Origin of the sequence: Ruania zhangjianzhongii, assembly GCF_008000995.1 — a bacterium.
In the GTDB taxonomy this organism is placed as follows: Bacteria; Actinomycetota; Actinomycetes; order Actinomycetales; family Beutenbergiaceae; genus Ruania; species Ruania zhangjianzhongii.
Genome location: NZ_CP042828.1, coordinates 4,906,736 through 4,929,726, shown reverse-complemented (window position 1 = coordinate 4,929,726; position 22,991 = coordinate 4,906,736). Strand labels below are relative to the sequence as shown.

Annotated in this window: 19 protein-coding genes; 10 read left to right on the top strand and 9 right to left on the bottom strand. The window is 68.9% G+C overall.

Annotated elements, in window-relative coordinates; all coding sequences use genetic code 11:
• Positions 1 to 49: 49 nt before the first annotated feature.
• Positions 50 to 1,639 (top strand): FAD/NAD(P)-binding protein, encoded by a 1,590-nt coding sequence (locus FU260_RS22755; protein ID WP_147919126.1) that lies wholly within the window; start codon positions 50 to 52, stop codon positions 1,637 to 1,639.
• A 91-nt stretch (positions 1,640 to 1,730) separates the two neighbouring features.
• Here FU260_RS22755 and FU260_RS22750 read toward each other — a convergent pair whose 3' ends face one another.
• Genes FU260_RS22750 through FU260_RS22735 form a run of 4 tightly spaced genes read right to left on the bottom strand, consistent with a single transcriptional unit; the run spans position 1,731 to position 5,219 of the window.
• Positions 1,731 to 2,345: a response regulator transcription factor gene (locus FU260_RS22750; RefSeq protein WP_147919125.1), complete on the bottom strand. Its 615-nt coding sequence runs from the start codon at positions 2,343 to 2,345 to the stop codon at positions 1,731 to 1,733.
• Positions 2,342 to 3,472, bottom strand: a complete 1,131-nt coding sequence (locus FU260_RS22745) for a sensor histidine kinase (protein ID WP_210418158.1) — start codon at positions 3,470 to 3,472, stop codon at positions 2,342 to 2,344. The genes FU260_RS22750 and FU260_RS22745 overlap by 4 nt, the downstream gene beginning before the upstream one ends.
• Positions 3,473 to 3,498: 26 nt before the next feature.
• A complete protein-coding gene (locus FU260_RS22740; protein ID WP_147919124.1) occupies positions 3,499 to 4,260 on the bottom strand; it encodes an ABC transporter permease in 762 nt (253 codons plus the stop codon).
• Positions 4,257 to 5,219 (bottom strand): ABC transporter ATP-binding protein, encoded by a 963-nt coding sequence (locus FU260_RS22735; RefSeq protein WP_147919123.1) that lies wholly within the window; start codon positions 5,217 to 5,219, stop codon positions 4,257 to 4,259. Before FU260_RS22735 ends, FU260_RS22740 begins: the two co-directional genes overlap by 4 nt.
• A 205-nt stretch (positions 5,220 to 5,424) precedes the next feature.
• Here FU260_RS22735 and FU260_RS22730 point away from each other — a divergent pair, with 205 nt between their 5' ends.
• From FU260_RS22730 to FU260_RS22720, 3 genes are all read left to right on the top strand, one after another.
• On the top strand, positions 5,425 to 6,048 hold the full coding sequence (locus FU260_RS22730; RefSeq protein ID WP_147919122.1) for a SagB/ThcOx family dehydrogenase: 624 nt from the start codon (positions 5,425 to 5,427) through the stop codon (positions 6,046 to 6,048).
• An 85-nt stretch (positions 6,049 to 6,133) separates the two neighbouring features.
• Entirely contained in the window at positions 6,134 to 6,391 is a 258-nt protein-coding gene (locus FU260_RS22725; protein WP_147919121.1) for a FitA-like ribbon-helix-helix domain-containing protein, read from the top strand.
• The gene (locus tag FU260_RS22720) at positions 6,388 to 6,777 is read left to right on the top strand and encodes a type II toxin-antitoxin system VapC family toxin (RefSeq protein WP_147919120.1); all 390 of its coding nucleotides are present in this window, start codon (positions 6,388 to 6,390) and stop codon (positions 6,775 to 6,777) included. The genes FU260_RS22725 and FU260_RS22720 overlap by 4 nt, the downstream gene beginning before the upstream one ends.
• 49 nt (positions 6,778 to 6,826) lie before the next feature.
• Here FU260_RS22720 and FU260_RS22715 read toward each other — a convergent pair whose 3' ends face one another.
• The 5 genes from FU260_RS22715 to FU260_RS22695 form a co-directional block, all read right to left on the bottom strand.
• Entirely contained in the window at positions 6,827 to 7,678 is an 852-nt protein-coding gene (locus tag FU260_RS22715) for an SDR family oxidoreductase (protein WP_235912117.1), read from the bottom strand.
• Positions 7,679 to 7,831: 153 nt separating this feature from the next.
• On the bottom strand, positions 7,832 to 9,358 hold the full coding sequence (locus FU260_RS22710) for a sulfatase family protein (RefSeq protein WP_235912116.1): 1,527 nt from the start codon (positions 9,356 to 9,358) through the stop codon (positions 7,832 to 7,834).
• Positions 9,355 to 10,584, bottom strand: a complete 1,230-nt coding sequence (locus FU260_RS22705) for an ROK family transcriptional regulator (protein WP_147919117.1) — start codon at positions 10,582 to 10,584, stop codon at positions 9,355 to 9,357. Before FU260_RS22705 ends, FU260_RS22710 begins: the two co-directional genes overlap by 4 nt.
• An 80-nt stretch (positions 10,585 to 10,664) precedes the next feature.
• On the bottom strand, positions 10,665 to 12,920 hold the full coding sequence (locus FU260_RS22700; protein ID WP_168211913.1) for a family 43 glycosylhydrolase: 2,256 nt from the start codon (positions 12,918 to 12,920) through the stop codon (positions 10,665 to 10,667).
• Between the two features lie 251 nt (positions 12,921 to 13,171).
• Positions 13,172 to 14,209, bottom strand: a complete 1,038-nt coding sequence (locus FU260_RS22695) for a LacI family DNA-binding transcriptional regulator (protein WP_235912115.1) — start codon at positions 14,207 to 14,209, stop codon at positions 13,172 to 13,174.
• A 221-nt stretch (positions 14,210 to 14,430) separates the two neighbouring features.
• On the opposite strand from FU260_RS22695, the gene FU260_RS22690 reads away from it, so the two are divergent.
• From FU260_RS22690 to FU260_RS22665, 6 genes are read left to right on the top strand one after another with little or no spacing between them, the layout of a single operon-like run.
• On the top strand, positions 14,431 to 15,915 hold the full coding sequence (locus tag FU260_RS22690) for an ABC transporter substrate-binding protein (RefSeq protein WP_147919115.1): 1,485 nt from the start codon (positions 14,431 to 14,433) through the stop codon (positions 15,913 to 15,915).
• Between the two features lies 1 nt (position 15,916).
• Entirely contained in the window at positions 15,917 to 16,879 is a 963-nt protein-coding gene (locus FU260_RS22685) for a carbohydrate ABC transporter permease (RefSeq protein ID WP_235912114.1), read from the top strand.
• Positions 16,876 to 17,814 carry a carbohydrate ABC transporter permease gene (locus tag FU260_RS22680; RefSeq protein WP_235912113.1) on the top strand — a complete coding sequence of 313 codons (939 nt, stop codon included), beginning with the start codon at positions 16,876 to 16,878 and terminating at the stop codon, positions 17,812 to 17,814. Before FU260_RS22685 ends, FU260_RS22680 begins: the two co-directional genes overlap by 4 nt.
• Before the next feature lie 29 nt (positions 17,815 to 17,843).
• Positions 17,844 to 19,502 carry an alpha-L-arabinofuranosidase C-terminal domain-containing protein gene (locus FU260_RS22675; protein ID WP_147919114.1) on the top strand — a complete coding sequence of 553 codons (1,659 nt, stop codon included), beginning with the start codon at positions 17,844 to 17,846 and terminating at the stop codon, positions 19,500 to 19,502.
• Complete coding sequence (locus FU260_RS22670; protein ID WP_235912112.1) at positions 19,489 to 20,940, top strand: sulfatase family protein; 1,452 nt, start codon at positions 19,489 to 19,491, stop codon at positions 20,938 to 20,940. The genes FU260_RS22675 and FU260_RS22670 overlap by 14 nt, the downstream gene beginning before the upstream one ends.
• A gap of 5 nt (positions 20,941 to 20,945) precedes the next feature.
• Complete coding sequence (locus FU260_RS22665; RefSeq protein WP_235912111.1) at positions 20,946 to 22,802, top strand: glycoside hydrolase family 2 protein; 1,857 nt, start codon at positions 20,946 to 20,948, stop codon at positions 22,800 to 22,802.
• Positions 22,803 to 22,991: the final 189 nt, after the last annotated feature.

The following is a 22,991-nucleotide window of genomic DNA, read 5'->3' as shown; positions in this document are numbered from 1 at the left end:
CGGCCGGGTGCCGGTCGGTGCCCGGGTGTGCAGGGCGTAAGTTGACCTGGTGACCGCGCACGAGCACCTCAGCACGCTGGCCATCATCGGGGGAGGCCCTCGGGCCGTGTACGCACTCGAAGCACTCGCCCGGCGTCGGGAGCGCGGCACGCTTCCGGACCGGATCGACGTCTACGAGCCCCGCGCCCAGCTCGGCACCGGGATGGCCTACACCTCGGATCAGCCAGACTGGGTGAGCCTGAACGTCCCGGACCACGCCCTGCACGCCGGCCGGGTGCACACCGGTGCCGCCCTCACCGACTCCCACCTCGCCGGTCCGTTCGCCGCGCCACCGGCCGATGACCAGCCCTGCGCCTATCCCGCGCGCGCTGCCGCCGGCCGCTACCTCACCGGGCTCGCCGACACTGCCATCGGTGCGCTGGCACCTACCCCGGTGCGCCACCTGCGCCAGCGGGTCGATCGGGTGCGGCCCGCCGGGCCCGGGTTCCGGGTGCACACGAGCGAAGGGTGGGCCGAGTATGACGCCGTGCTGCTGGTCACCGGGCACGCGAGCACCTGGCCCGGTCTGGACCTGCCCGCCGGCGTCCCGGCAGTGCGCGTGTTCCCGGTCCCCAGCCTGGTCACCACCGCGCAGGCGCTGAGACCCACTGCCGTGCAGATCCGTGGTGCGCACCTGAGCGCGATCGACGCGGTCCTCGCCCTCAGCGAGGGACTCGGCGGGCGGTTCCTCAGCAGCGGAGCCGGCGGCGCCCTGCAGTACCGCCCCGGCGACCTCGACCCCGTGCTCACCCTCACCAGCCGCACTGGCCGGCTGATGCTGGCCAAGACCGATGCCGCCGTACTGCGCCGGTACCGCAGCGAGCAGATCGCCGCACCGCTGCGTTCCGAGATAGCCACGACGGCGGAGCTCCCGTTGCTCCTGGAGAGGCTCGCCGCCGCGATCCTCACCCAGGCGAGACGGACCTGGGACCCGAGCTCCGCCGTCATCGGGCCGGAGCAGATCCACCCGGTCTGGGACAGCCTGACCGGACCGACCGCGGCCGATCCGTTCGACGACCTGCGGGCCAGCCTGGCCTTCGCCCGAGGGACTGCCGTCCCCGATGAGACCTGGGCGCTCGGCCAGGCGTGGCGGCATGCCTATCCCGACCTGGTGCACCGGCAGCGCCAGGTGGCCGAGCGCGCAGTGCGCGGCGGCGCGGATGTCCCTCTCGATTGGGCCGACTACCCGCGGCTGGTCACCGGCCTGGACCGGCTCGCGTTCGGCCCACCGCCGGGGAACGTGGTCAAGCTGCTCGCCCTGGCATCCGCCGGCCGGTTGCGCCTGGTGCGCACCGCCGAACTGCCGGCCGAACCGCCGGACCTGATCGTGGACGCGGTCACCGCCCCGCCCGGCCTGCCCCGCGGTGACGAGCTGTGGGAGCAGCTGCTGGCGGACGGGCTGGTCCGCTTCGGCGCTACCGGGCGCGGTGTGCTCACCGATGCCGCCGGTGCCTGCCTGGGCGCCGATGGCACCCGGAACGGGCTGGCCGCCGTCGGCCGGATGACCGAGGACGTAGTGATCGGTACCGACACACTGCTGCGCAGCATGCACCCCGAGCTGGAGCTCTGGGCGGACCACCTGGTCACTCGCGACGCCTGACCGAACTCGCGAGTGAGTCTGCTGGGGGTATAGGCCCAGTAATCCCACACGCGAGCGCCGCTTGGGCCCATCAGCGGTGGGCGCGGGCGGACTACAGCCAGCCGTTGCGCTGCGCGACCCGCGCCGCCTCCACCCGGTTGGTGGTGCCGGTCTTCCCGATCGCTGCGGACAGGTAGTTGCGCACAGTGCCCGCGGACAGGTGCACCCGTTCGGCCACCACCGACACCGACGCACCGTCCAGGCACTCGCGGAGGACCTCGCGCTCGCGGTCGGTGAGCGGGTTCGGGCCGCCGGCCAGAGACTCGGTGGCCAGCGCCGGGTCCACTACCCGCCGGCCGGCATGCACGCTGCGGATCGCCTCCGCGAGCTCCTCGGCCGGCGTGTCCTTGACCACGAACCCGCTGGCACCGGCCTCCAGCGCCCGGCGCAGGTAGCCGGGCCGGCCGAACGTGGTGACGATCAGCGAGCGCACCCCAGGCAGCTCCGTCGCGAGCTGCGCGGCGGCGTCGATCCCGTCCATCCCGGGCATCTCGATGTCCAGTAGGCACACCTGAGCACTGGTGCTTCGGGCGGTCTCGAGCACCTCGTCGCCGGAGCCGACCTCGGCCACCACGTCCAGGTCAGGTTCCAGCCGCAGCAGCGCCGAGAGCGCCCCGCGCACCAGTGCCTGGTCGTCAGCCAGCAGCACCCGGATCTTCTCGGTCACCAGCGCACCTCCAGTCGTGTCCCGCCGCCCTCGGCCGCGGTGATCTCCAGCGTGGCGCCCGCGCCCTTGACGCGTTCGGCGATGCCCCGCAGCCCGGTACCGCCGGTCGCTGCCCGGGTGCGTTCTGCGGAACCAGCCGCTAGGGCAGCACCCGGCCCTACGCCGTCGTCCATCACCACCAGCGAGCGCTCCTGCAGCTGGACCGTGCAGCGGGACGCGCCCGAGTGCCGGACCACATTGGTGACCGCCTCGCGCAGCACCCAGGCCAGCACCAGCCGGTGGCGCGGATCCACGACGTCCGCACTCACCGGGACCTCAGCGGCGATACCGGCGTCAGTCAGTGCCTCCCGGGCGCTCGCCAGCTCATCGGCCAGCCGTGCCACTCGCAGCCCGGCGACCGTGGCCCGGATCTCTGCCAGTGCTTCCCGGGTCAGCGACCGGATCTGCGCGAGCTCCGCCTTGGCGGCCTCGGGATCGGCATCCACCAGCCGTTCGGCGAGCTCGGACTTGACCGTGATCACGGTCAGGCTGTGGCCGAGCACATCGTGTACGTCCCGAGCCACCCGCTCGCGTTCGGCCACCAGGTTCAGCTCGGTCGCCAGCCGGTCGTGGGCACCTTGACGATCGTCGAGCCAACGGACGATGCCGGTCATCACGCCGACGCCGGCGAGGAGGGCAAGGAAGAAGCCATGGGTGGCGAACGAGTCGGTGACCACCAGCATCAGGACCGTCAGCGCGATCCACCCGATGGCGAGCAGGATGCCCCGCCGGAGCGGTTGGTGGAAGACACCGAAGGTGAGCAGGAAGACGGTCATTCCGAAGGCGTCTATCCCGACGATCAGGCCGGTGATCACGAACATCGCCGCCATGGCGAGCAGGAACTTCGTCGCCGTCCGGTACGGGTCGCTCACGTCCGGTCGCATCATCCGGACGAAGCCGTAGGCGTAGAGCGCGCCGAAGACGACGACCGCTGCTACTGCGATGATCCGCCACACCAGGGGCACCGGTGCGAGGGCCGCGGAGATCAGCGGGAAGGCCAGGAACACCAGCCAGATGACGCCCATCAGCCAGCCGAACCGCTGCCACGGTGACAGTGACGGGTTCGGCTGGCTGGTGGGGGTCTCCATGGTGTCCCCGATCGTACGGGGAGCTGTCACTGCCGGCCGCGTCCGCGGCGGACCATCAGGAAGGCCAGCACGGCGAAGATGATCGCCCAGGCCACCAGGTTCAGCACCGGGATCCACAGACCGTTGCTCTCCACCGGGGGTCCGGTGGTGCTGATCATCATGCCCTCGGTGAGCGGGTACCGGGCGAGGGCCACGAACCCGTACAGCGGGGTGAACTGTGCCACGGTGAGCATCGTTCCGGAGAGTGGGAAGAAGATGTTGCCGAGGAAGGCGAAGATCACCAGGGACCCGCTCGCGGCCCCGACTGCCGCCTCGGACCGGAACAGCAGGCCGGCGAGCAGACCGTACAGGGAGAACACGGCGGCCCCGACGACGACGGCCAGTGCGGAGAGCCACCAGGCGGTGGGGCTGCCGGTCGCACCGGTGAAGTAGCCGAGCACGTAGATCAGGGTGATCGGGATGATTGCGATCACGAACGCGACCCCTGCCTTCACGGCCACGTACTGGGCGTCGGACATCGGGGTCAGGCCGAGCTGGCGGCCCCAGCCCTGCATCCGTTCGACGGCGGCCATCCCGCCCACACCCACGGTCGCCGTGACCGCGCCGAAGGCGGCCATCGAGATCATCGTGTACATCGCTGCGTTGCCGTTGCCGATCGGCGCGTCGGCGTAGGCCATCGACGCGCCGAAGACGATGTACATGAAGGCCGGCAGTACGGCGACGAAGAACATCGAGATGAAGTCGCGGCCGACCCGGCGCAGCTCGATTCCGGTGTAGGTGAGGTTCATCGGAGGGTTCCTTCCAGCTCGCCGCGCTCGGCGGTCTGATCGGTAGAGGTGAGGGCGACGAACGCCTGGTCCAGGGAGCCGGAGCTGACCTCCAGCTCGGTGCCGTCGAGGTCGGTGAGCAGGGCAAGGGCGATCGCGTCGGAGTCGGCGGCGTGCACCTGCACCCGGCCGGACTCGACGGTGGCGCTGTGCACGCCGGGCATGCTGCGCAGCTGCGCGAGCGCCGCCTCGGTGCCGGCTTTGTCCAGGCGGGCGGAGACGGTGCGGCCGGAGGCGCGGGCGCGGATCTCGGTGGTGGTGCCGTCGGCGACGATCTTCCCCGCCGCCATCATCACGATCCGCTGCGCGAAGGCGTCCGCCTCCTCCAGGTAGTGGGTGGCGAAGATGACCGTACGTCCGCTGTCCGCATCGGCACGCATCGTGTCCCAGAACTCGCGCCGGGCGGTCACATCCATCCCTGCAGTCGGCTCGTCCAGGATGAGCAGGTCCGGGTCGGGCAGCAGCGCGAGCGCGAACCGTAGCCGCTGCTGCTCGCCGCCGGAGCACTTGGACACCTTCCGCCCGGCGATCTTGGTGATGCCGGCCTTGGCGAGGACCTCGTCGATCGGCATCGGGTGCTCAAACGTGGAGGCGATCATCCGGACCGTCTCGGCCACGCTCAGGTCACGGAGCAGTCCGCCGCTCTGCAGTACCGCAGAGATGCGGCCGGCGCGCACCGCCTGCCGTGGCGGCAGACCGTTGACCTGCACAGTGCCGGCGGTCGGTTCGGTGAGGCCGAGGACCATGTCCAGCGCAGTGGTCTTCCCGGCGCCGTTCGGTCCGAGGAAGGCCATGATCTGACCGCGGGGGACCTCCAGGTCGATGTCGTTGACAGCGACCACGGGTCCGTCGCCGGTGCGGAACTGCTTGGTGACGCCGGCCAGCTGGACTGCTGGCGGGTTACTCGCTGGTGTGCTCATAACTCCACCTTGGCGATCGAGGCGGTTCGCCCGCGATGGTGCGGCGTCACTTTCTGGGTATGACAGCTGTCATCTCGGCCCGGCCCCACCTGTCATCTGCGCAGGTCAGGGCGGTGTATGGCGAAGTGACCGTTATACCGCAGGCCGTGCCATATATGGCGAGGTGTGCCGTATACCCGTCACTTCGTGCTCCTAGACTTGCCCAATGGTCGATCGAGGAGCCGGTGCGCTGGTGGCATTGCCGCCGGGTGAAGGCACTGCCCTCAGTCAGTTGCTGACCGATCGGCGTTCGACCAAGGAGCTCAGCAACGAGGCCCTGACCCTGGAGGTGGTCGCCGGGCTGCTGCGCCACGCCGCCGGTGTGGACGGAGCCGGCCGGCCGACCTACGCCTCCGCGCGGGCGCAGTACCTGGTCTCGGTCACCCTCGTGGCCGGCGAGGTGGTCGGCCTGCGCCCGGGCGCCTACCGGTACCTGGGCAGCCGGCATGCGCTGCGCACGCACACCCTGGGCGATCTGCGGCCGGGCCTTGCTGCAGCGACAGTGGACGCCCAGTGGTTGGCCGGCGCGCCCGCTGTGCTGGTGCTCTCAGCGGACCTGACGGGTGCGAACCACTACTTCGCCGAGCTCGGCGCGGTACAGGGCGAACGGTTCGCCTGGCTGGAGGCCGGCCTGATCACGCAGAACGCCTACCTCTGGGCGGCGGCCACCGGGTGGGGCACAGCGTTCATCGGTGGCCTGAACCAGGCGGCGCTGCCGGGTGTGGCCGAGCAGGTGGTGCCAGGCGGTGAGCACGTGCTCGGCTTGTTGCCGGTGGGGCGGCCGGCATAGCAGCATCTTTCGGTGCTCGGAGGGCGAGTGGTCACCGAGTCCGCTAGTGCATGCATAGTGTATTGATGACGAGATATCATGTTGGATGGCTTCGTTGCTGCAGATCAGGGGCGTACCTGAGGAGACCAGGCGCGAACTGAAGGCGCGCGCCGCCGAGCGCGGTCAGTCGATGAACGCTTATCTCCTGGATCTGGTCACTCGTGAGACCGAACGGCCGACTGTGGTCGAGGTGCTGCGTCGCGCCGAGCGCCGTGCTGAGCGAGCAGACATCTCGGCGGCTGACATCGTGGCAACGGCCCGTGCTGAACGTGAGGAGCACCTGGCCCGCCGGGGTGACGAATGATCGTCCTCGACTGCTCGGCCCTGGTCGATGCTCTGACCGGAGTGGACGGTAGTCAGGGGCTGCGACACGTACTCGCCGAGGAGGAGTTGCACGCGCCGGAGCTGCTCGACTACGAGGTGGTCTCCGCAGCGCGTGGACTGACTTTTGGTGGCCACCTCAGCGCCCGCCGCGCGGAGGATCTGCTACTCGACTTCGACGATCTGCCGCTGCACCGGTGGCAGGCCAGTGCGGGCTTGCGGCGAAGGGCGTTCACGCTGCGGGACAACCTGAGTGCCTATGACGCAGCCTACGTCGCCTTGGCAGAGGCACTGCGGTGCCCGCTGGTGACCCGGGACGCTCGGCTGTGCCGGTCGAGTGGGCATGAGGTCGAGATCCTCATGCCCTGAAAACGCGAGGAGGGCACGTGGACCGCCGTCCGGGAGGTTCACTCTGCGCTCATCCGGCCGTGCGGAGATGCGCTCGCAGCGAGCGGGCTGGTGTACCGGTGAGATCGGCGACGGCGGAGGTCACCACGTCGAGCTCGCCCACCTTGATCGCGGTGTAGGTGGAGACCCATGCGTCCAGCTGCCAGGGGGCGGCGCCGTACGGCGCGCGGGAGGCATAGGCCTCCTCGATGGTCTCGTCCTGGAAGGCGATCTGCCGCCCGGTCTCCTCGGTGACGATCTGGGCGATCTCGGTCAGCGTGAGCGCTTCCGGGCCGGTGAGGTCGTAGCTGGCGCCGCTGTGGCTGTTCGCTCCGGTGGCGTGGTCGGCCAGGACCGTCACCGCGCAGCGGGCCACATCCACGCGCAGCACCGCCCCCACTCGGCCCGCACCGGCGGGTCCGCGGATCACGCCGTCCGATCCCGCGAACTCCGGCAGCAGGTCCAGGTAGAAGGAGTCCCGGAGGAAGGTCCAGGTCATCCCGCTGGCACGGAGGTGGTCCTCGGTGGCGGCATGGTCCCGGGCCAGGGTGAACGTTGCGGTCGGGCTCGCACCAAGGAACGAGGTGTAGACGACGTGCTGCACTCCGGCAGCTGCCGCGGCATCGATGAACGTGCGGTGCTGATCGAGCCGGTCGGCGCTCTCCGACCCGGAGACCATGAACAGCAGGTCGATCCCCTCCAGCGCATACCGGGCGGCGTCCGGGTCGCCGTACGCGGCCACCGCGGTCCGGGCGGCCGGAAAGTCCGCAGCCTTGGTCGCATCGCGCAGCAACAGCCGTGCCTCGATCCCGCGCTCATCGAGTCCGGCTGCCACCCTCGACCCGATATGTCCCGTGCAGCCGGTGACCGCGATCGTGTCCATGCCCACCATCCTCGGCCCCTGCGGCATCGCGCGCGAACGGGCGCTCCTGGAAGATCATCGGCCAGCCGGATGCACCGGCAACTCTTCACGAGTGCGCCGCATCCAGCAGCGATCCGTGCCGAGGTTCTCTGCCCGGAAGGGTGTCCAGGATGCTCAGCGGAGGGCGGCAGCACCGCGATAGGTCGTTTCGTCGAGACCGGACTGCGACGGGTCGTGGTCGACCTCGCCGACGTCGTACATGGTGGTCATCCAGTGGTAGAAGTTGTCGCCACGCTCGCGGAGCAGGCTGTACAACCGCTGCAACATCCGCACACGGACGTCGGTCATCTCGGGATGACGGTAGACGTTGATCAGTTCGGCCGGATCGCCCTGAAGGTCGTAGAGCTCGTTCACGGAGTCCGGGTTCACCACGAGCTTGTACCGGTCCTCTCGGAGCATGCGCTGCGGGTAGGGGAAGTGGTGACCGTGGAACTCGCAGACGATGTCTTCCGGCCAGGGCACAGCTTCGCCACGCACCAGCGGCAGCAGACTGCGCGAATCCACCGCCTGGCTCGGATCGATGCCGGCGAGCTCGAGGATGGTCGCGGTGCAATCGAGCAGGCTGACGAACTCGGTGCGCACCTGTCCGGCCGGGCATCCCGGGACGCGCAACAGACCGGCGGTGCGATAGATGTCCTCGTACATCGCCGGGCCCTTGTCATGCAGCCGGTGTGATCCGGTGAACTCACCGTGGTCGCTGGTGAAGAACACTGCCGTCTCGTCGGTCAGGCCCAGGCGCTCAAGCGCGTCCATCACCCGGCCGATCTGTTCGTCGATCAGAGTGACGTAGCCCCAGTACACGGCGATGAGCTTGCGGGTGACCTCGATCGGCATCGTGTCGAACGTCCAGTGCGCACTGTAGTTGCGCTGCACCGGTGGCTTCCCCTCGAAGGTCTCAGCAATCGACCGCGGTAGTTCGATCGTGTCCGGGTCGACCAGGTCGAAGTAGTGGTCCGGGACGATGTACGGCAGGTGGGGACCGAAGAAGTTGAGCTGGAGGAAGAACGGCGTGCCGTCCCGTGCGCCGTCCGCTGCGTAGCGTTCCAGGAGCTCGATCGTGCGGGTGGCCAGGTAGTACTCGAACGTTGCCTGCGCCGGTTGGTGCAGGCGTGCGGCGAGCAGGTTGCCGGGTCCGCCATTCGGCAAGGTGCCCCGGATCCGGTCACTGATCTCATATGGGGGCAGGTTGTTCTCGGCGAGGTAGGCGAGGTAGTCCTCGTCGTCCACCGGGTTGTGCCAGCCGGGGAGGTCGGGGCCGTCGAAGCCGAACGTTGCGGCGTTCTTGTCGGTCCCAGCGTGCCACTTCCCGACGAGACCGGTGTTGTAGCCCTGCTCGCGCAGTGCGCCGGCGAAGGTGAAGGCGTGATCGTCGAGGTCCTCGACGTAGCCGACGTTGCGCTCATGGTTGGCGAGTACCCGATGCCGGAACGGCGCCTGCCCGGTGAGCAGGCTGGCCCGTGCCGGCGTGCAGATCGCCGTCGGTGTGTACCACCGGTCGAAACGTGTCCCGCTGCGCGCCAGCTCGTCCAGAACCGGTGTGCTGGCCTGCTCGTTCCCGTACGCACCGAGAGTGTCCGTCCGGTGCTGGTCGGTCATCAGGAAGAGGATGTTGGGGCGTTCCGGCACCGCGGGTGCAGTCACTGTGCTCTCCTTCGTAGGGACACCGGGGTCGCCTGTTCGAGGTTCGGGTAGTCGGACAGGAGTGGGGATTGGTGGAACACGGCAGCTAGTGCACCGAGCGCGCCGTCGCTGTCCCGGAGACGGCCGGCCCGGACCGTCACCGGTTCTGTACTCGACACGGGGTAAAGCTCGTGGCGCACGGTGGCCGCGGCCTGCTGGACGAGGACCGGGGCGGCGCGCGCCACCTCGCCGCCGATGACCACCTCGTCAGGATTGAGGACCATCGCCGCCGCACCCAGTGTCCGGCCGAGTGTCGTGCCGATCTCCCGGAGCGTGGCATCAACTGCGGGGTCGTCCCGCGCCACGGCAGCGGCCAGATCGGCGACGCTATCGACTTCCGCCCCCCGGCTACGAGCGGCGGCCAGGATCGCGGAAACGGAGGCGACGGTTTCCAGGCAGCCGCGCTTACCGCAGCGGCAGGGTCCGCCGTCCGGGACCGCGGTGACGTGTCCGATCTCGCCGGCGAAACCATGCGCACCTGTGATCAGGCGTCCGGAGACCACCAGCCCGCCTCCGACGCCGTCGGAGAGCCGGACGTAGAGCAGGTCACCGGCCGGCCCGGGTTGGGAGGTGGCCTCGGCGAGGGCGGCGAGGCGAGTGTTGTTGTCGACGACCGCCGGAGCGCCGAACCGTTCGGCGAACGCCTCATCGACCCGCTCGGGAGCGGGTTGTCGCCGCCAGGTGAGGTGTGGCCCGTCGGCCTCTGGACCGGCGTAAGGGCCGGGTACGCCGATGCCGATGCCCTGCAGAGCATCCAGGTGGACCGAATGGCTACCGCTGACTCGGTCGACCAGGTCGAGGGCAAGAGCGACGCGCCGGTCCCAGCCGGCGGCGTCCGGGTAGCGCTCCATACCGGCGGCGATGATCGCGTGCGAAGCGTCGGCGACCGCCACCTGGACCCGGCGATGACCGAAGTCGATACCGACGAACTGGCCGGCGGCTGGGTCGAGCGCGAGCCGCTCGGCCGGACGGCCGCTCCCGCGGCGGGTGGCGCTGTCGGTATCGACGACGACGATGGCGCCGCGGGCGAGCAGCTCTGCGGTGATCTCGGAGAGGGTGGTGCGGGACAGGCCGACTCGGCGGGCCAGTGCGGCACGGCTGAGCGCACCTTCTGCGCGCAAGGTCGTGAGCACTCGTTCCTCGTGGCTGCGTCGGACGACGGAACTGCTCGGGGTCGGCGGCGGCATGGCCGTGACGGTAGAGAGCCGGGATATTTCCGTCAAGGAGGCGGCAGAAAAAACTGCTGCGGCTGAGCGGTGTCGCACGATCAGTCCCGGAAGAACCGCAGGTAGTCGAACTCGGCGATGAGGCTGGTCTCCGCGTGTGCGCCGAAAGCTGCGAGTGCGATCTGCGGGGAGGAGGACGCTGGCAACGTCCTGACGCCGTGCCAGACCCAGTGCTGACCGTCAACACTCGTGGCAGCGCGGTACTGGTGCTCACCGGTGTCGGGATGCACGGTGTGCTGGAGCCGGAGCCAGACGGTGTCCGCGGTGGTGGGCCCGAGGCGGGCGTCACCGTAGACGACGTCGTCCTCCCACGGCATCTCCTTCCCGAACGCCACATGCCTGGTGCGGCGGGCGGAGCCATAGGTGAGGGTGACGAACTCGTCGTCGTCGGCGTAGGCGAGCAGTCCGGCCTGTGGCCATGCGCGGGGGTAGCTCTGGCCGAAGGGGATAGTGACGCGGGTCTCGACGGTCCACTCGCCCTCCGGAGTGTCGCGGAGCAGCAGCGCTGCCGGGCTGGCGCCCTCGCCGCGCCGGTCGATCAGCTCGTCCTGCTGGACCGGGAGGGACAGCACACCGTCGTCGACGGCGGTCTCCGGGTTGCGTATCGCGGTCCAGCCTTCGTCGAGCTCACCGTCGAACTCCTCGCTCAGCTCCGGGGCGAGCTCGCCGACCTCCGGATCCGGGACGGCGCTGGTGACCGGGGTGTACCGCTCGACCGCGGAGATGTCGTCGAATGCCGCGGAGTCGTTCTCGGCGACCACGGCGACGCGAGTCGCTCGGTGACGGTTGGGAACGTCGAGCTCGGCGAGGGCTAGCGGATCGTCAAGGCCAGCGTGGGTCACGGCGGCCTCGAGGACGCCATCGTGCAGCTGGAGGTCGATCTCGTGCCAGTCGTCGTACTGGAAGTTCGACGGCAGCGGCTGGCTGATCCGGTCGGTGACGTTGCCGCGCTGCCGCGCCTCGAGGACGAGCTCGTCGGAGCTCCGGTCGATCACGGCCCGAATGTCGGTGGCGCCGCGGTCGAGGAGGAATCCGGCCGATCCGCTCCCGCCCTGGCCGAGACGGACGGTTCCTCGGATCCGCGCGTCCCCGAGCACCGGCCTGGTGGCCTGCAGCGTTTCGGTTCCTGCCGCCTCCGGGCTCTGCAGGAACCCGCCGGCGGGTTCGGACCCGATCGTCCAGCCGCGCCCCTGACGCCACACTCGCGGGGAGAGCGCGCCGTCCTCGAAGCTGTCCACGATCCGCCCACCGGCGACCGGAGCAGGCTGCGGACCGTCGAGCACGCCTTGTCCGGCGTTCGCCGTGGGCCAGCCGTCCACCCAGTCCAGCCTGCTGAGCACCAGGACACGACCGTTCAGCCGTCCTTGCAGGTAGGGGTCGTGCCGGTCGATACCGTGGGTGACCAGCCATGGTTGCCCGGACAGATCAGTGGCCATCGTGTTGTGGCCGACGCTGACCCATCGGTTCCCGTTCGGTACCTGCACCGGGGTGCCGCCGGCGTGCCGACCCAGCACCGGGATACCGTCCCGGTCGTAGAAGGGGCCGACCGGGCTCTGCGCACGAGCGACCTGGACCGGGTAGCCCGAGACCGGTCCCGCACAGCAGCCGCCGATGATGGATAAGAACAGGTAGTAGTAGCCGTCCCGGTGGACGATGTGGGCGCCCTCGTAGCGGTTCTCGAGAGTGACCGGGATGCGTTCCCCGGTCACCCGGAGACCGTCGCCAGACAGCTGTGCCACGGTCACCCCGCCGTTGACGGAGCCGTAGTAGAGGTAGCGCTCACCCTCGGGCGTGCTGACCACCTCGGGATCGATCACGTTGCGCCACGCCTGTTCGCCCGGCCGAGGCTCCCACCGTTCCGGGCCGGTGACATAGGCGCCGGAGTCGATCCAGGGCCCGGCCGGATGGTCCGCAGTGGCGACACCGATGGCCAACCACTGTGGCCCCTCAGCAGGGTTGACGACGTAGGAGTAGTACAGCAGGTACTGGCCGTCGAAGTACTCCACGGCAGGGGCCCAGTACATCCGGCGGGCGCCCTCGCCGTGGCCGTCGTAGCGGGGCTCGGTCTCCGGGGTGAACACGTCGTCGACGTACTCCCAGTCAACGAGGTCGTCCGACCGGGCGATCTTCATCTTTCGGTAGTGATCACCCGGGAACAGGGGATCGCCGGTGCCGTACGCGTACCAGAAGCCGTCCCGCCCGCGGATCACTGTGGGGTCGGCGAAGTTGGGAACGTCGTCTGTGCCGACCGGATTCTCGAACTGGGACGCCGCCTCAGCAGCAGTCCCGGCGGACACAGAGGGCTCTGCCGCTACTCTCTCGGGTGACCTGGCATCGCCAGTGCCGTCTGCCGGTGCTAACGACAGCGGAGCCATGACCGCGATCGCTGCGGTCAGGGCGAGCAGAGGAAGACGGCCGAGCATGTGCAATCACTCCCTGATTGTGGACAAGTCGCGTCGGCAATGATGCGACTGAAACACACATGTTTGCGCTCACACAATTTGTCGTCAAGAGGCCGGCAGAATGATGGAGAAGGTTTTTTGGGGGATCAATTTCGCGGCGGGGCCGTCGATTCACGGACGATCAGCTCGGGTCGGACGAGTCGGTCGGGGCCGCTGTGCGGTGGAGCCTCGGCGGGGGCCTCGATCATCGTGATCACCTGATCGAGGCATCGCGTGCCCACGGCACCGAGGTCCTGGCTGACGCTGGTCAGCGGCGGAGACAGATACGGGCTGGTGTCCAAGTCGTCGTAGCCGACCACGCTCAGATCGTGGGGCACGCCGCGGCCCAGCTCCGCGGCAGCTCGCAAGACACCGGCCGCCATCTGGTCGTTGGCGGCGAAGATCGCGGTGACCGCGTCGTCGCGCAACAGCTGAAGCGCGCACTCGTAACCGGACTTCGGGGTCCAGTCGCCGGTCATCGCCGGCGGAACCGGTCGCCCCGCCCGCTTCAGCATGCGCTTCCACGCCGAGCGGCGCCGCTCCGCGGGGTTGGAGCCGGTGGGCCCGGCGAGGTGATGGACGGTGGCGTGCCCCAGATCGAGGAGATGCCCGACGGCGGCCCGGGCACCGGCGGCTTCATCCATGCCGAACGTCGGGTGTGGGTGGGCGGACCTGCTATCGGCGATGACGACGGGAACCTCGGCAGGAAGCTGGAGCTGCGGAGTGTCCAGCACCCGCGCCTCGAGCACGATCACCCCGTCGACAGCCCGGTCGGTCAGGCCGCGGACGGCCGCCTGGACGTCGTGCTCGGTCGGGGTGTCCACCACCGCCAGGCTGATCGAGTAGTCGCGGCGCTGGGCGCCGGCGATGACGGCTTCGAGGATACGGATGTTGCCCACTGCGGCCAGGTTGAACGTGACCACGCCGATCGATCCGAACCTGCCGGTCGCCAGCGCCCGGGCGGCGATGTTCGCGCGATAGCCGAGCTGCTCCATGGCTGCCTCGACTCGCCGCCGCGTCTGCGGTGTCACCCGGGAGTTGCCGTTCGCCACCCGGGAGATGGTCTGGCCGGAGACGCCTGCGAGCCGCGCGACGTCCGCCATGGAGGCGCCCTTGGCGGCGCGAGTGCCTGGTAGTCGACTCACGATCGGTCCCTTCTGCGTGCACGAGCCACTCTATGTTCTCGCTTCGTGTCATTTCTTCTCGATGGTGAATTTAGCCGCCTGTGACCGTCAAAAAACTTTGTATCACAGGCCTTGACCGGTGTTATGGAGTGCTTTAGGTTAGCGCAAACATGCCTATTCCGAACGCCGAGTGAACTCACTCATTCGGTCACTGAGTCGACGAAGACGAAGAGGGAGTCCCCATGGGTCAGGAACACCGAATCGACCGACGGAAGTTCGTCGGTGGGACGAGCGCCGCGGCCCTGGGCGCCGTTCTCGCCGGCTGCACCGGTGGCGGCCAGAGCAGCGAGGAGCAGTCCCAGGCGGCAGGCGGTGACCCGGGCACGCTGCAGTGGTGGGACCAGTTCCGGCCATTGACCGACCTGTTCCAGAGCTACCTGTTCGACCCATACATGGCCGAGAACCCGGAGGTGACGATCGAGCGGCGGCAGATGGACGCGGCGAGCCTGGGCACCGCGTTGCAGGTCGGGCGCCGGAGCAACCAGCTACCGGATGTGCACTCCACCGCCGGCCTGGGAAGCTCGGCTGCTGCATTGGTCAGCGAGGACTGGTTCCAACCGATCGGCGGTCTCGCCGACTTCACCGGTAGCCCGCTGGCCGAGCAGATCTACGACGGTATCCACCGGTTCGACGATGAGATCTATGCCGTCCCACTGTTCTCCGGGCGCTGGCACGATGCGATCCCCTGGCTGAACACCGCGCTGCTCGAGCAGGCCGACGTCGACCCCGAGGAGAGTCCTGCCACCTGGGACGATCTGCGGGAAGCCGCCCGCTCGATCACCAGTGGCACCGATGCGCACGGGATCGTCGTGCCGATGAAGGAAACGCCTTACCTCGATGCGCTCACCGGACGGCTTGCCATGGCGGCCGGTGCCCCCGGCCCCGGTGGCGTCGACTGGGCCACCGGCGAGTACATCTACGACTCTCAGCCCTACATCGATGCGATCGAGTTCCTGCTCGCCCTCCAGGCCGACGGCGTGATCCACCCGTCCTCACCGTCGATGGGCCCCCGGGATGCCCGGGCCCGCTGGGCGGCCGGTGAGGCGGCCATCTACATGTGGGGTCCGTGGTTCATCGGCGGTCTGTTGGTGGACGAACCGGACTCGGTCGAACGAGGACTCGGCGTGTGGCACGTGCCGTGCCCGGAGACCACCCGAAACTTCGTCTACAGCGGCCCGGCCCCGGGGGTGTTCTGGCTGTCCAACCAGTCCGACCAGCCCGAGGTGGCCGCCGATCTCCTGTTGCAGATGACCACGAGGGAGTTCCAGGCCGAGCTCGCGGCGGCCATGGACCAGCCCCCCGCCCTGCTCGACGTCGTCGCGGAAGCGGACGTGCACCCCGCCTACGAGCGCTCGATCGCGTTCCTGGAGGAGGACATGCGGATCGGTCCGGTGCCCGAGGTGGGCAACCAGGGCGTGTGGCGCGTGTCCACCGAGATGCGGGACATCCACCCGGATCTGGGCGAGATCGTCCAGTCCGTGCTGACCGGATCGACGACAGACATCGCTGGTGAGCTGCGGCGCTTCAACGACGAGCAGATGGCCGAGCGGGACCGCGCGCTCGAGGCCGTCGCGGGCGAGGGTATCGACGTCGGGGTGGACGACTGGGTGTTTGCGAACTGGGACCCCGCCGCCGACTACGACCAGCAGGCCTACGACGGACGCTGACGTGACCACCACTGACGAGCTGCGCACCGCTGCGGCCCAGGACTCCCGGGTCCGGCCGCAGGGGCTGCGTCATCGGATCCGCAAGGACTGGTGGATCTACCTGTTCCTGCTGCCGACCCTGCTCGGCTACGGCGCCTACACGGTCTACCCGCTGCTGGCGTCCTGGTGGTTCGCACTCCTCGACTGGCCGGGCTTCGCCGCGCAGGGGACCTTCATCGGCATTGGCAACTTCGAACGGCTGATGACCGACGACCTGTTCTGGAATGCCTTCAAGAACTCGCTCGTGTTCCTGGTGGTCTCGGTGCCGCTGCGGGTCGGGCTGGCGCTGCTCCTGGCGCTGGTGCTGAACCGGAAGAAGACCCCGTTCAAGGGATTCTTCCGGACTCTGTTCTTCCTCCCGGTGGTCACCACCGGTGCGATCGTGGGGGTGGTCTTCACCCTCCTGCTGGACGCGAGCGGGCCGGTGAGCCTCGCCCTGGTCAAGGCTGGCCTGCTGGAGACTCCGGCGAACTTTCTGGCCGACGCCGACACCTCACTCTTCGCCGGTATCGCGGTGTGGGTGTGGAAGTGGCTCGGGATCACGATGATCTACTGGCTCGCGGCCCTGCAGACGATCCCGCAGGACGTGCACGAGGCGGCGATGCTCGACGGGGCGAGCGGGTGGCGGGAGTTCCGGCACATCACCCTGCCGTTGCTGGTGCCGTTCCTGGTGATCATCACCCTGATCGACACCGTCGCTGCACTTAACGTGTTCGACCTGATGCAGACCATGACGGCGGGCGGCCCCTCCTTCTCCTCCGAGGTGATCGAGATCTTCATCTTCCGTACTGCTTTCGAGGCCACTGTTCCCGACCTCGGCTACGCCTCTGCGGCCGCCGTACTATTCGGCCTCCTGACGGTGGTCCTCGCCGTCGTCCAGGCCCTCGGCGTCCGGTGGGCACGCCGCGAGATGAGGACCTCATGACCACACCGCACACGCAGGCCCGCCCGGTGAGCGTGGCCTCGCCGGCGCCGCGCCAGGGACCGCGGCCGTGGCGGCCAGGACGTCGACAGCCCGTTCAGGGGGTGCGCAGACGCCCGAGCGCGGGCCAGGTGATGGTGTTCCTCGGACTGCTGGTGCTGGCGTTCTGCTGGGTCTATCCGTTCATCTGGCTGCTCTCGGCATCATTGAAGTCCACCTCGGAGATCTTCGGCAGCGGGCTCAGCCTGCTGCCGGAGAGCCCGCTCTGGGAGAACTACGCCCGCGCCTGGACCGAGGTGGGCTTCGCGACCTACTTCATGAACACCGTGCTGATCACCGCGGGGACCGTGCTCCTTATCGTGATCCGCTCCTCACTGGCCGGGTACGTCCTCGGGCGCTACAGCTTCGCCGGCAAGAAACTCCTCATCGGGATCTTCCTGGTCACCTTCTTCCTGCCGGAGGGGTACACGATCATCCCGGTCACTCAGCTCACCGACCAGCTCGGTCTGCTGAATACTCACCTCGGAGTGATCCTCGGGCTCGGCGCCGGTGGGCAGATCGCCTCGACCCTGCTGTACGCGGGCTACTTCCGGGGACTGCCGAAGGAGCTCGAGGAGTGCGCACGCCTCGATGGCGCAGGACCGATCAGGACCTTCGGCCAGGTGATGTTCCCGCTCGCCTGGCCGATCACCGCGACCGTGGTGATCCTGACCTTCCTGTTCGCCTGGAATGCGTTCCTGCTGCCCTTGGTGTTCACCCTCAGTGAGCCCAGTCTGCGCACGCTGGCTGTCGGCATGACGGTCTTCGTGGGCGAGTACGGCACGGACTGGGCGGGGATGACGGCAGCGGCCGTGATCTCCCTGGTACCGGTGATCGCCGTGTTCGTGGTCCTGCAGCGCAAGTTCGTGGACAGCATCGCCGGAGCGGTGAAGCAATGACCCACCCCTACAGAACGGAGTCACCTCACATGCCGGCACAGTCCGAGCACACAGGTACCGGCCGCGAGGCCGTCGTCACGGTCGACACGCGCAGGCCGGTCGGAACTATCGATGAGGACATCTACGGCCACTTCCTCGAGTCCGCGTTCTTCGACAACATCGAGGGCGGGGTGTTCGATGAGGGTTCGCCGCACTCGATCAGTGAGCCCGGCCTGCTGCAGGGAGTGCGTTCCGACGTCCTGGAGCTGGTTCGGGAGCTGGAGCCGGGTGCGATCCGCTGGCCGGGCGGCAACTTCACCTCCGGCTATCGCTGGGAGGACGGCGTCGGTCCGCGCGAGGCGCGCCCGACCCGGCTGGACCTGGCCTGGGGTGGCGAGGAGACGAATCGCTTCGGCACCGACGAGTTCCTCGCCTGGTGCGAGGCGGTCGGCTCCGAGGCGTACCTGGCGCACTCCTGCCGCGACGTCGACGAAGCGGTGCGCTGGGTCGAGTACACCAACTCCGATCGTGCGACCACGCTGACCGAACGTCGCAAAGCCAACGGCCGGGCCGAACCCTGGAGGGTGAAGTACTGGGGCATCGGCAACGAGGTCTACGGGCCGTGGCAGATGGGCCATCGGTCGGCCGAGGAGTACGCAGCCTCGGCACGGGAGCACGCACGATTCATGCGCGCCGTCGACCCGGACATCCGCCTGGTCGGCGTGGGCATCCCGTGGCGGCAGGAGGAGTGGACCCGCCCGGTCCTGGAGCGCGCCGGTCGCTTCTTGGACTATCTCTCCCTGCACCACTACGGCGCGAGCACTGGGCTGTGGACCGGTGACGATTACGACGACGTGGTGGCGCAGGCGGTGTTCTTCGAGCAGCGGATCACCGGATACTCCCAGCTGGTCGCCTCGATCGCCGACGACGTCGGCCTGGACGCGCCACCGGCGCTTGCCTTCGACGAGTGGAACATGCGTCACCTCGAGCCCGCCGACTGGCCGGAACCGCAGGCCGGTGCGGACGGCGGGACAGCGCCCCGGGAGACGCCGGCGGTGGACGGGTGGCCCACCCGGCTGCGGGTGAACCGGTGGAGCCCGCGCACGCTCGGTGACGCGGTGTTCGCCGCGGGTGTGTTTCACGCCATCCACCGGACCGCAGGCCTACCCTCGCCGGTAGCGATGGCTAACCCGGTCAACCTGGTCAATGCGAACGGCCTGATCGTGGCCCGACCGGACGGCGCCCTGCGCTCCTCGCTCTACCACGTGTGGCATCTCTACCGGCATCACACCGGCCGGATCGCGCTCCGCGCGGAGGTGGACGGACCGGCCCGGTCGGCCTCGGTCACCCTCGGTGACAACCGGGACGCCAACGGTGAGCTGCTCACCGCGCCGATGACCGTGCCCTACCTGGACATCTCGGCGACGAGAGCCGAGGACGGCTCGGTGCGTCTCGCCGTCGTGAACCGGCACCGCTCAGAGGCGATCCGGGTGCGCCCGGTGCTCGACGGCAGCGCCGAGAGCACGCCGCCTCGCGCACGAGTCCGGGTGATCGGTGGGGATGTGAGCGACCTGGACGCCGTCAACCTGTTCAGCGCACCGGACGCCATCGGCGTCCGCGACCTGGGTGAGGTGGACGCCGTCGGCGGGGCCTGGACGGTCCCCCCGCACTCCGTGAGCGTGCTCACCCTCGACGATGAAGGCCGCTGAGATGGACCGCCCGAACATCCTGCTGATCTGTACCGACCAGCAGCGTTTCGATGCTGTCGGTGCCTACGGCAACTCGGCGATCTCCACCCCGAACCTGGATCGTCTCGCCGGCCAGGGCGTGCTGTTCGAGAACTGCTACGTGCAGAATCCGGTCTGCGGACCGTCCCGCGCCAGTCTGATGACCGGGCGATACGTGCCCAGCCACGGGCTGCACGCCAACGGTGTGGACCTGGCCAGGCACGAAGAGCTGTTCAGCAAGCGCCTCGCGGATGCCGGCTATGACTGCGGTCTGGTCGGCAAGCTCCACCTGGGTTCCTGCCGCCACGGCCGGATCGAGCCACGCCTCGACGACGGCTTCCGCGTGTTCCGCTGGTCGCACGAACCGTACCCGGGGTCCTCGGAGAACGCCTACCACCGGTGGCTGCGCGCTCGGTACCCCGAGCTGTACGCCTCGGCGATGAACTCCCGCGACCGCTCCGTCTGGGACACGATGCCCACCGAGGCGCATTACACCCACTGGATCGGGGAGGAGACGATCGACTTCCTGCGCACCTCGCGCCGCGCGGACCAGCCGTTCTTCTTCGTCGCCAACTTCTTCGACCCGCACCACGGCTTCGGCGCACCGGCCGAACACCTCAACCGCTACGACGTCGCCGACCTGCCGGCGCCGGTCACCCGTGACGGTGAGCTCGAGGCCAAGCCGCCGATCTTCACGGAGGCGTCCAAGGAGTCCTACGCGGGTGCGGCTCGCGGCTACGTCGACTACAGCGAATCCGAACTGATGGAGGTCCGCCGCGCCTACTACGCGATGGTCTCGATGGTGGACGACGAGGTGGGCCGCATCCTGGGCACCCTGGAGGAGTCCGGTCTCGCGGAGGACACGATCGTCGTCTTCACCAGCGACCACGGAGAGATGCTCGGCGACCACCAGCTGATGCTCAAAGGTCCGTTCATGTACGACTGTGCCGTTCGCGTGCCGTTGATCGTGCGCTGGCCCGGGACGGCCGGCGCCGGAACTCGCCCCTCCGAGCTCGTCCAGTGGATCGACCTCGCACCGACCTTCCTGGCAGCCGCAGGGCTGGATGTGCCGGAAACGATGCAGGGCCAGAGCCTGGCCGGCCTGACCCGGGGCGAGGCCGCCGGGTGGCGTGACTGGGCGCTGTGCCACTACCGGGAGAGTGGCGGCCAGTACGACCCGCCGGTGCATGTGACCATGCTGCGGCACGAGTCCTGGAAGCTGGTGGTGCACCATGGCGAGCCGGCCAGTAGCCGCGAGCGCACCGGCGAGCTCTATGACCTGGCGGCGGACCCGGACGAGCTGGTGAACCTGTGGGCGGAGCCCGGCTACTCCGGCCGCCGAACGGCGCTGCAGGAGAAGCTGATCGACGTCATGGTCGCCACCGAGGACCGGAGCAACCCGCGAATGGCAGACTGGTGATACCGGTGCGCGCACCAGAACGGGCCATCGGCAGCACCGATGGCGACTACCCTCGGCCGCTGCTGGTCCGGCCGACCTGGCAGGACCTGTCCGGGACGTGGGGCTTCGCCACCGATAGCCACGATCAGGGTCGCAGCGCTGGCTGGCACCAGGACCCCGGGCCGTTCACGCACACCATCACGGTGCCGTATCCGCCGGAGAGCGAGCTGTCCGGTGTGCACGAGCCGGACTGCCCGCCAGTGGTCTGGTACCGCCGCTCGGTGCCGCTGGATCGCGAACCCGGACCGGGTGAACGATTGTTGCTGCACTTCGGGGCGGTGGACTATCAGGCCCAGGTCTGGTGCAACGGCGTGTACGTCGGCGGTCACGAGGGTGGTCACACACCGTTCACCCTCGACGTGACCGAGGCCGTCGTCGCCGGGGGTGAGCAGGTCCTCGTGGTGCGCGCCGAAGACCATCGCGAGGACGCGACCCAGCCGCGCGGCAAGCAGGACTGGCGCACGCAGCCACACGGTGTCTGGTATCAGCGCACCACCGGCATCTGGCAGCCGGTATGGCTGGAAGTGGTGCCGGACCTGCACCTGCGCCGGCTGCACTGGACCTCGGACATCCCGGGAGCAGCAGTGCAGATCGAGGTCGAGCTGTCCCGCCGGCCGGAGTCGGCCGTGGAGGTGCAGGTGGTGTTGAGCCTGGGCGAGGAGGTGCTCGCCGTCCAGACCTGCCGCAGTGAGCGGCGTGAGGACAGCTGGGTGATCTCCGTGCCGGCGCTGCGGCACCAGCTGGAGCAGAGCCGGCTGCTGTGGAGCCCGGAACAGCCGACGCTGCTGGATGCCCGCGTGGAACTACGTGCGCAGGGTCGGCCGCTCGACGTCGTCAGCTCCTACGTCGGGCTGCGCAGCGTGGGTATCAGGGATGGTCGCTTTCTCTTCAACGGCCACCCGCGGTTCCTGCGGATGGTTCTCGCCCAGAACTACTGGCCTGAGTCGCACCTTGCCGCACCTTCCGCGGATGCGCTGCGGCGCGAGGTGGAGCTCGCCAAGGAGCTGGGTTTCGACGGCGTGCGGGTGCATCAGAAGGTGGAGGATCCGCGGTTCCTGGCCTGGTGTGACCGGCTCGGCATGCTGGTCTGGGACGAGATGCCGAGCGCGTTCGAGTACTCGCCCACGATGCTCGAGCGACTGACCAGTGAGTGGCTGGAGGTGGTGGCTCGTGATCGCAGCCACCCGTGCGTGGTCACCTGGGTGCCGTTCAACGAGAGCTGGGGGGTCTGGCACGGGCTGGACATCGCCGAGCAGCGCCATGCCACGACGGCGCTGTATCACCTGACCAAGGCCCTCGACGCTACTCGGCCGGTGATCTCCAACGACGGCTGGGAGCACACCGAGAGCGATATCTGGGGGCTGCACGACTATGCCCCGAGCGGGGAGTCGGTGCGGGAGCGGTACGCGGATCGCGACGCGATCGCCCGGGTTCTGGGTGACCGCCCGCCCGCTCGCCGGGTCGCGCTGCTCGGTGACCCGGTCCATCGTGGCCAGCCGGTGATGCTCACCGAACTCGGCGGGACCAGCTTGCGCCCGCGGCCGGACCAGAGCTGGCACGGCTACGACGCCGTCGACTCCGTCGATGCACTCGCCGAGACGTTCCGGGAACTGGTGGACGCCGTCCTGGACAGTCCGGAGCTTGCCGGCCTGTGCTGGACGCAACTGACCGACACCGAGCAGGAACGCAACGGTCTGCTCACTGCGGACCGCCAGCCCAAGGTGCCCGTCGAGGTGGTGCGAAAGATTCTGGGCCGGCCCGCCCGTTCGGTGCCCGCTGAGGCGATTGACGCGGCCCGCCGGGCGGCTCGCGCGCCCGAGTGAGGCCGAGCAAGAGAAGCGAGGGTGCCCTCGGCCGACAGCGAAGACCCCCGAGATCCGATTCATCACCAGATGAGGAGGGGGAACCCGTGGACGAGTCTCAGCCCAGCGACCCCAGCACTGACGGGCGTCCGAATATCGTGCTCGTCCCTCGTTGATCGGAATCCAGTTAGCGCCTCGGAATCCGGGCAG

Coding starts and splice junctions, on each gene's coding strand:
- FU260_RS22745 (WP_210418158.1), bottom strand. CDS start 3,472: ATGGAGACCCCCACCAGCCAGCCGAACCCGTCACTGTCACCGTGGCAG.
- FU260_RS22740 (WP_147919124.1), bottom strand. CDS start 4,260: ATGAACCTCACCTACACCGGAATCGAGCTGCGCCGGGTCGGCCGCGAC.
- FU260_RS22735 (WP_147919123.1), bottom strand. CDS start 5,219: ATGAGCACACCAGCGAGTAACCCGCCAGCAGTCCAGCTGGCCGGCGTC.
- FU260_RS22730 (WP_147919122.1), top strand. CDS start 5,425: ATGGTCGATCGAGGAGCCGGTGCGCTGGTGGCATTGCCGCCGGGTGAA.
- FU260_RS22725 (WP_147919121.1), top strand. CDS start 6,134: ATGGCTTCGTTGCTGCAGATCAGGGGCGTACCTGAGGAGACCAGGCGC.
- FU260_RS22720 (WP_147919120.1), top strand. CDS start 6,388: ATGATCGTCCTCGACTGCTCGGCCCTGGTCGATGCTCTGACCGGAGTG.
- FU260_RS22715 (WP_235912117.1), bottom strand. CDS start 7,678: ATGGACACGATCGCGGTCACCGGCTGCACGGGACATATCGGGTCGAGG.
- FU260_RS22705 (WP_147919117.1), bottom strand. CDS start 10,584: ATGCCGCCGCCGACCCCGAGCAGTTCCGTCGTCCGACGCAGCCACGAG.
- FU260_RS22690 (WP_147919115.1), top strand. CDS start 14,431: ATGGGTCAGGAACACCGAATCGACCGACGGAAGTTCGTCGGTGGGACG.
- FU260_RS22680 (WP_235912113.1), top strand. CDS start 16,876: ATGACCACACCGCACACGCAGGCCCGCCCGGTGAGCGTGGCCTCGCCG.
- FU260_RS22675 (WP_147919114.1), top strand. CDS start 17,844: ATGCCGGCACAGTCCGAGCACACAGGTACCGGCCGCGAGGCCGTCGTC.
- FU260_RS22670 (WP_235912112.1), top strand. CDS start 19,489: ATGAAGGCCGCTGAGATGGACCGCCCGAACATCCTGCTGATCTGTACC.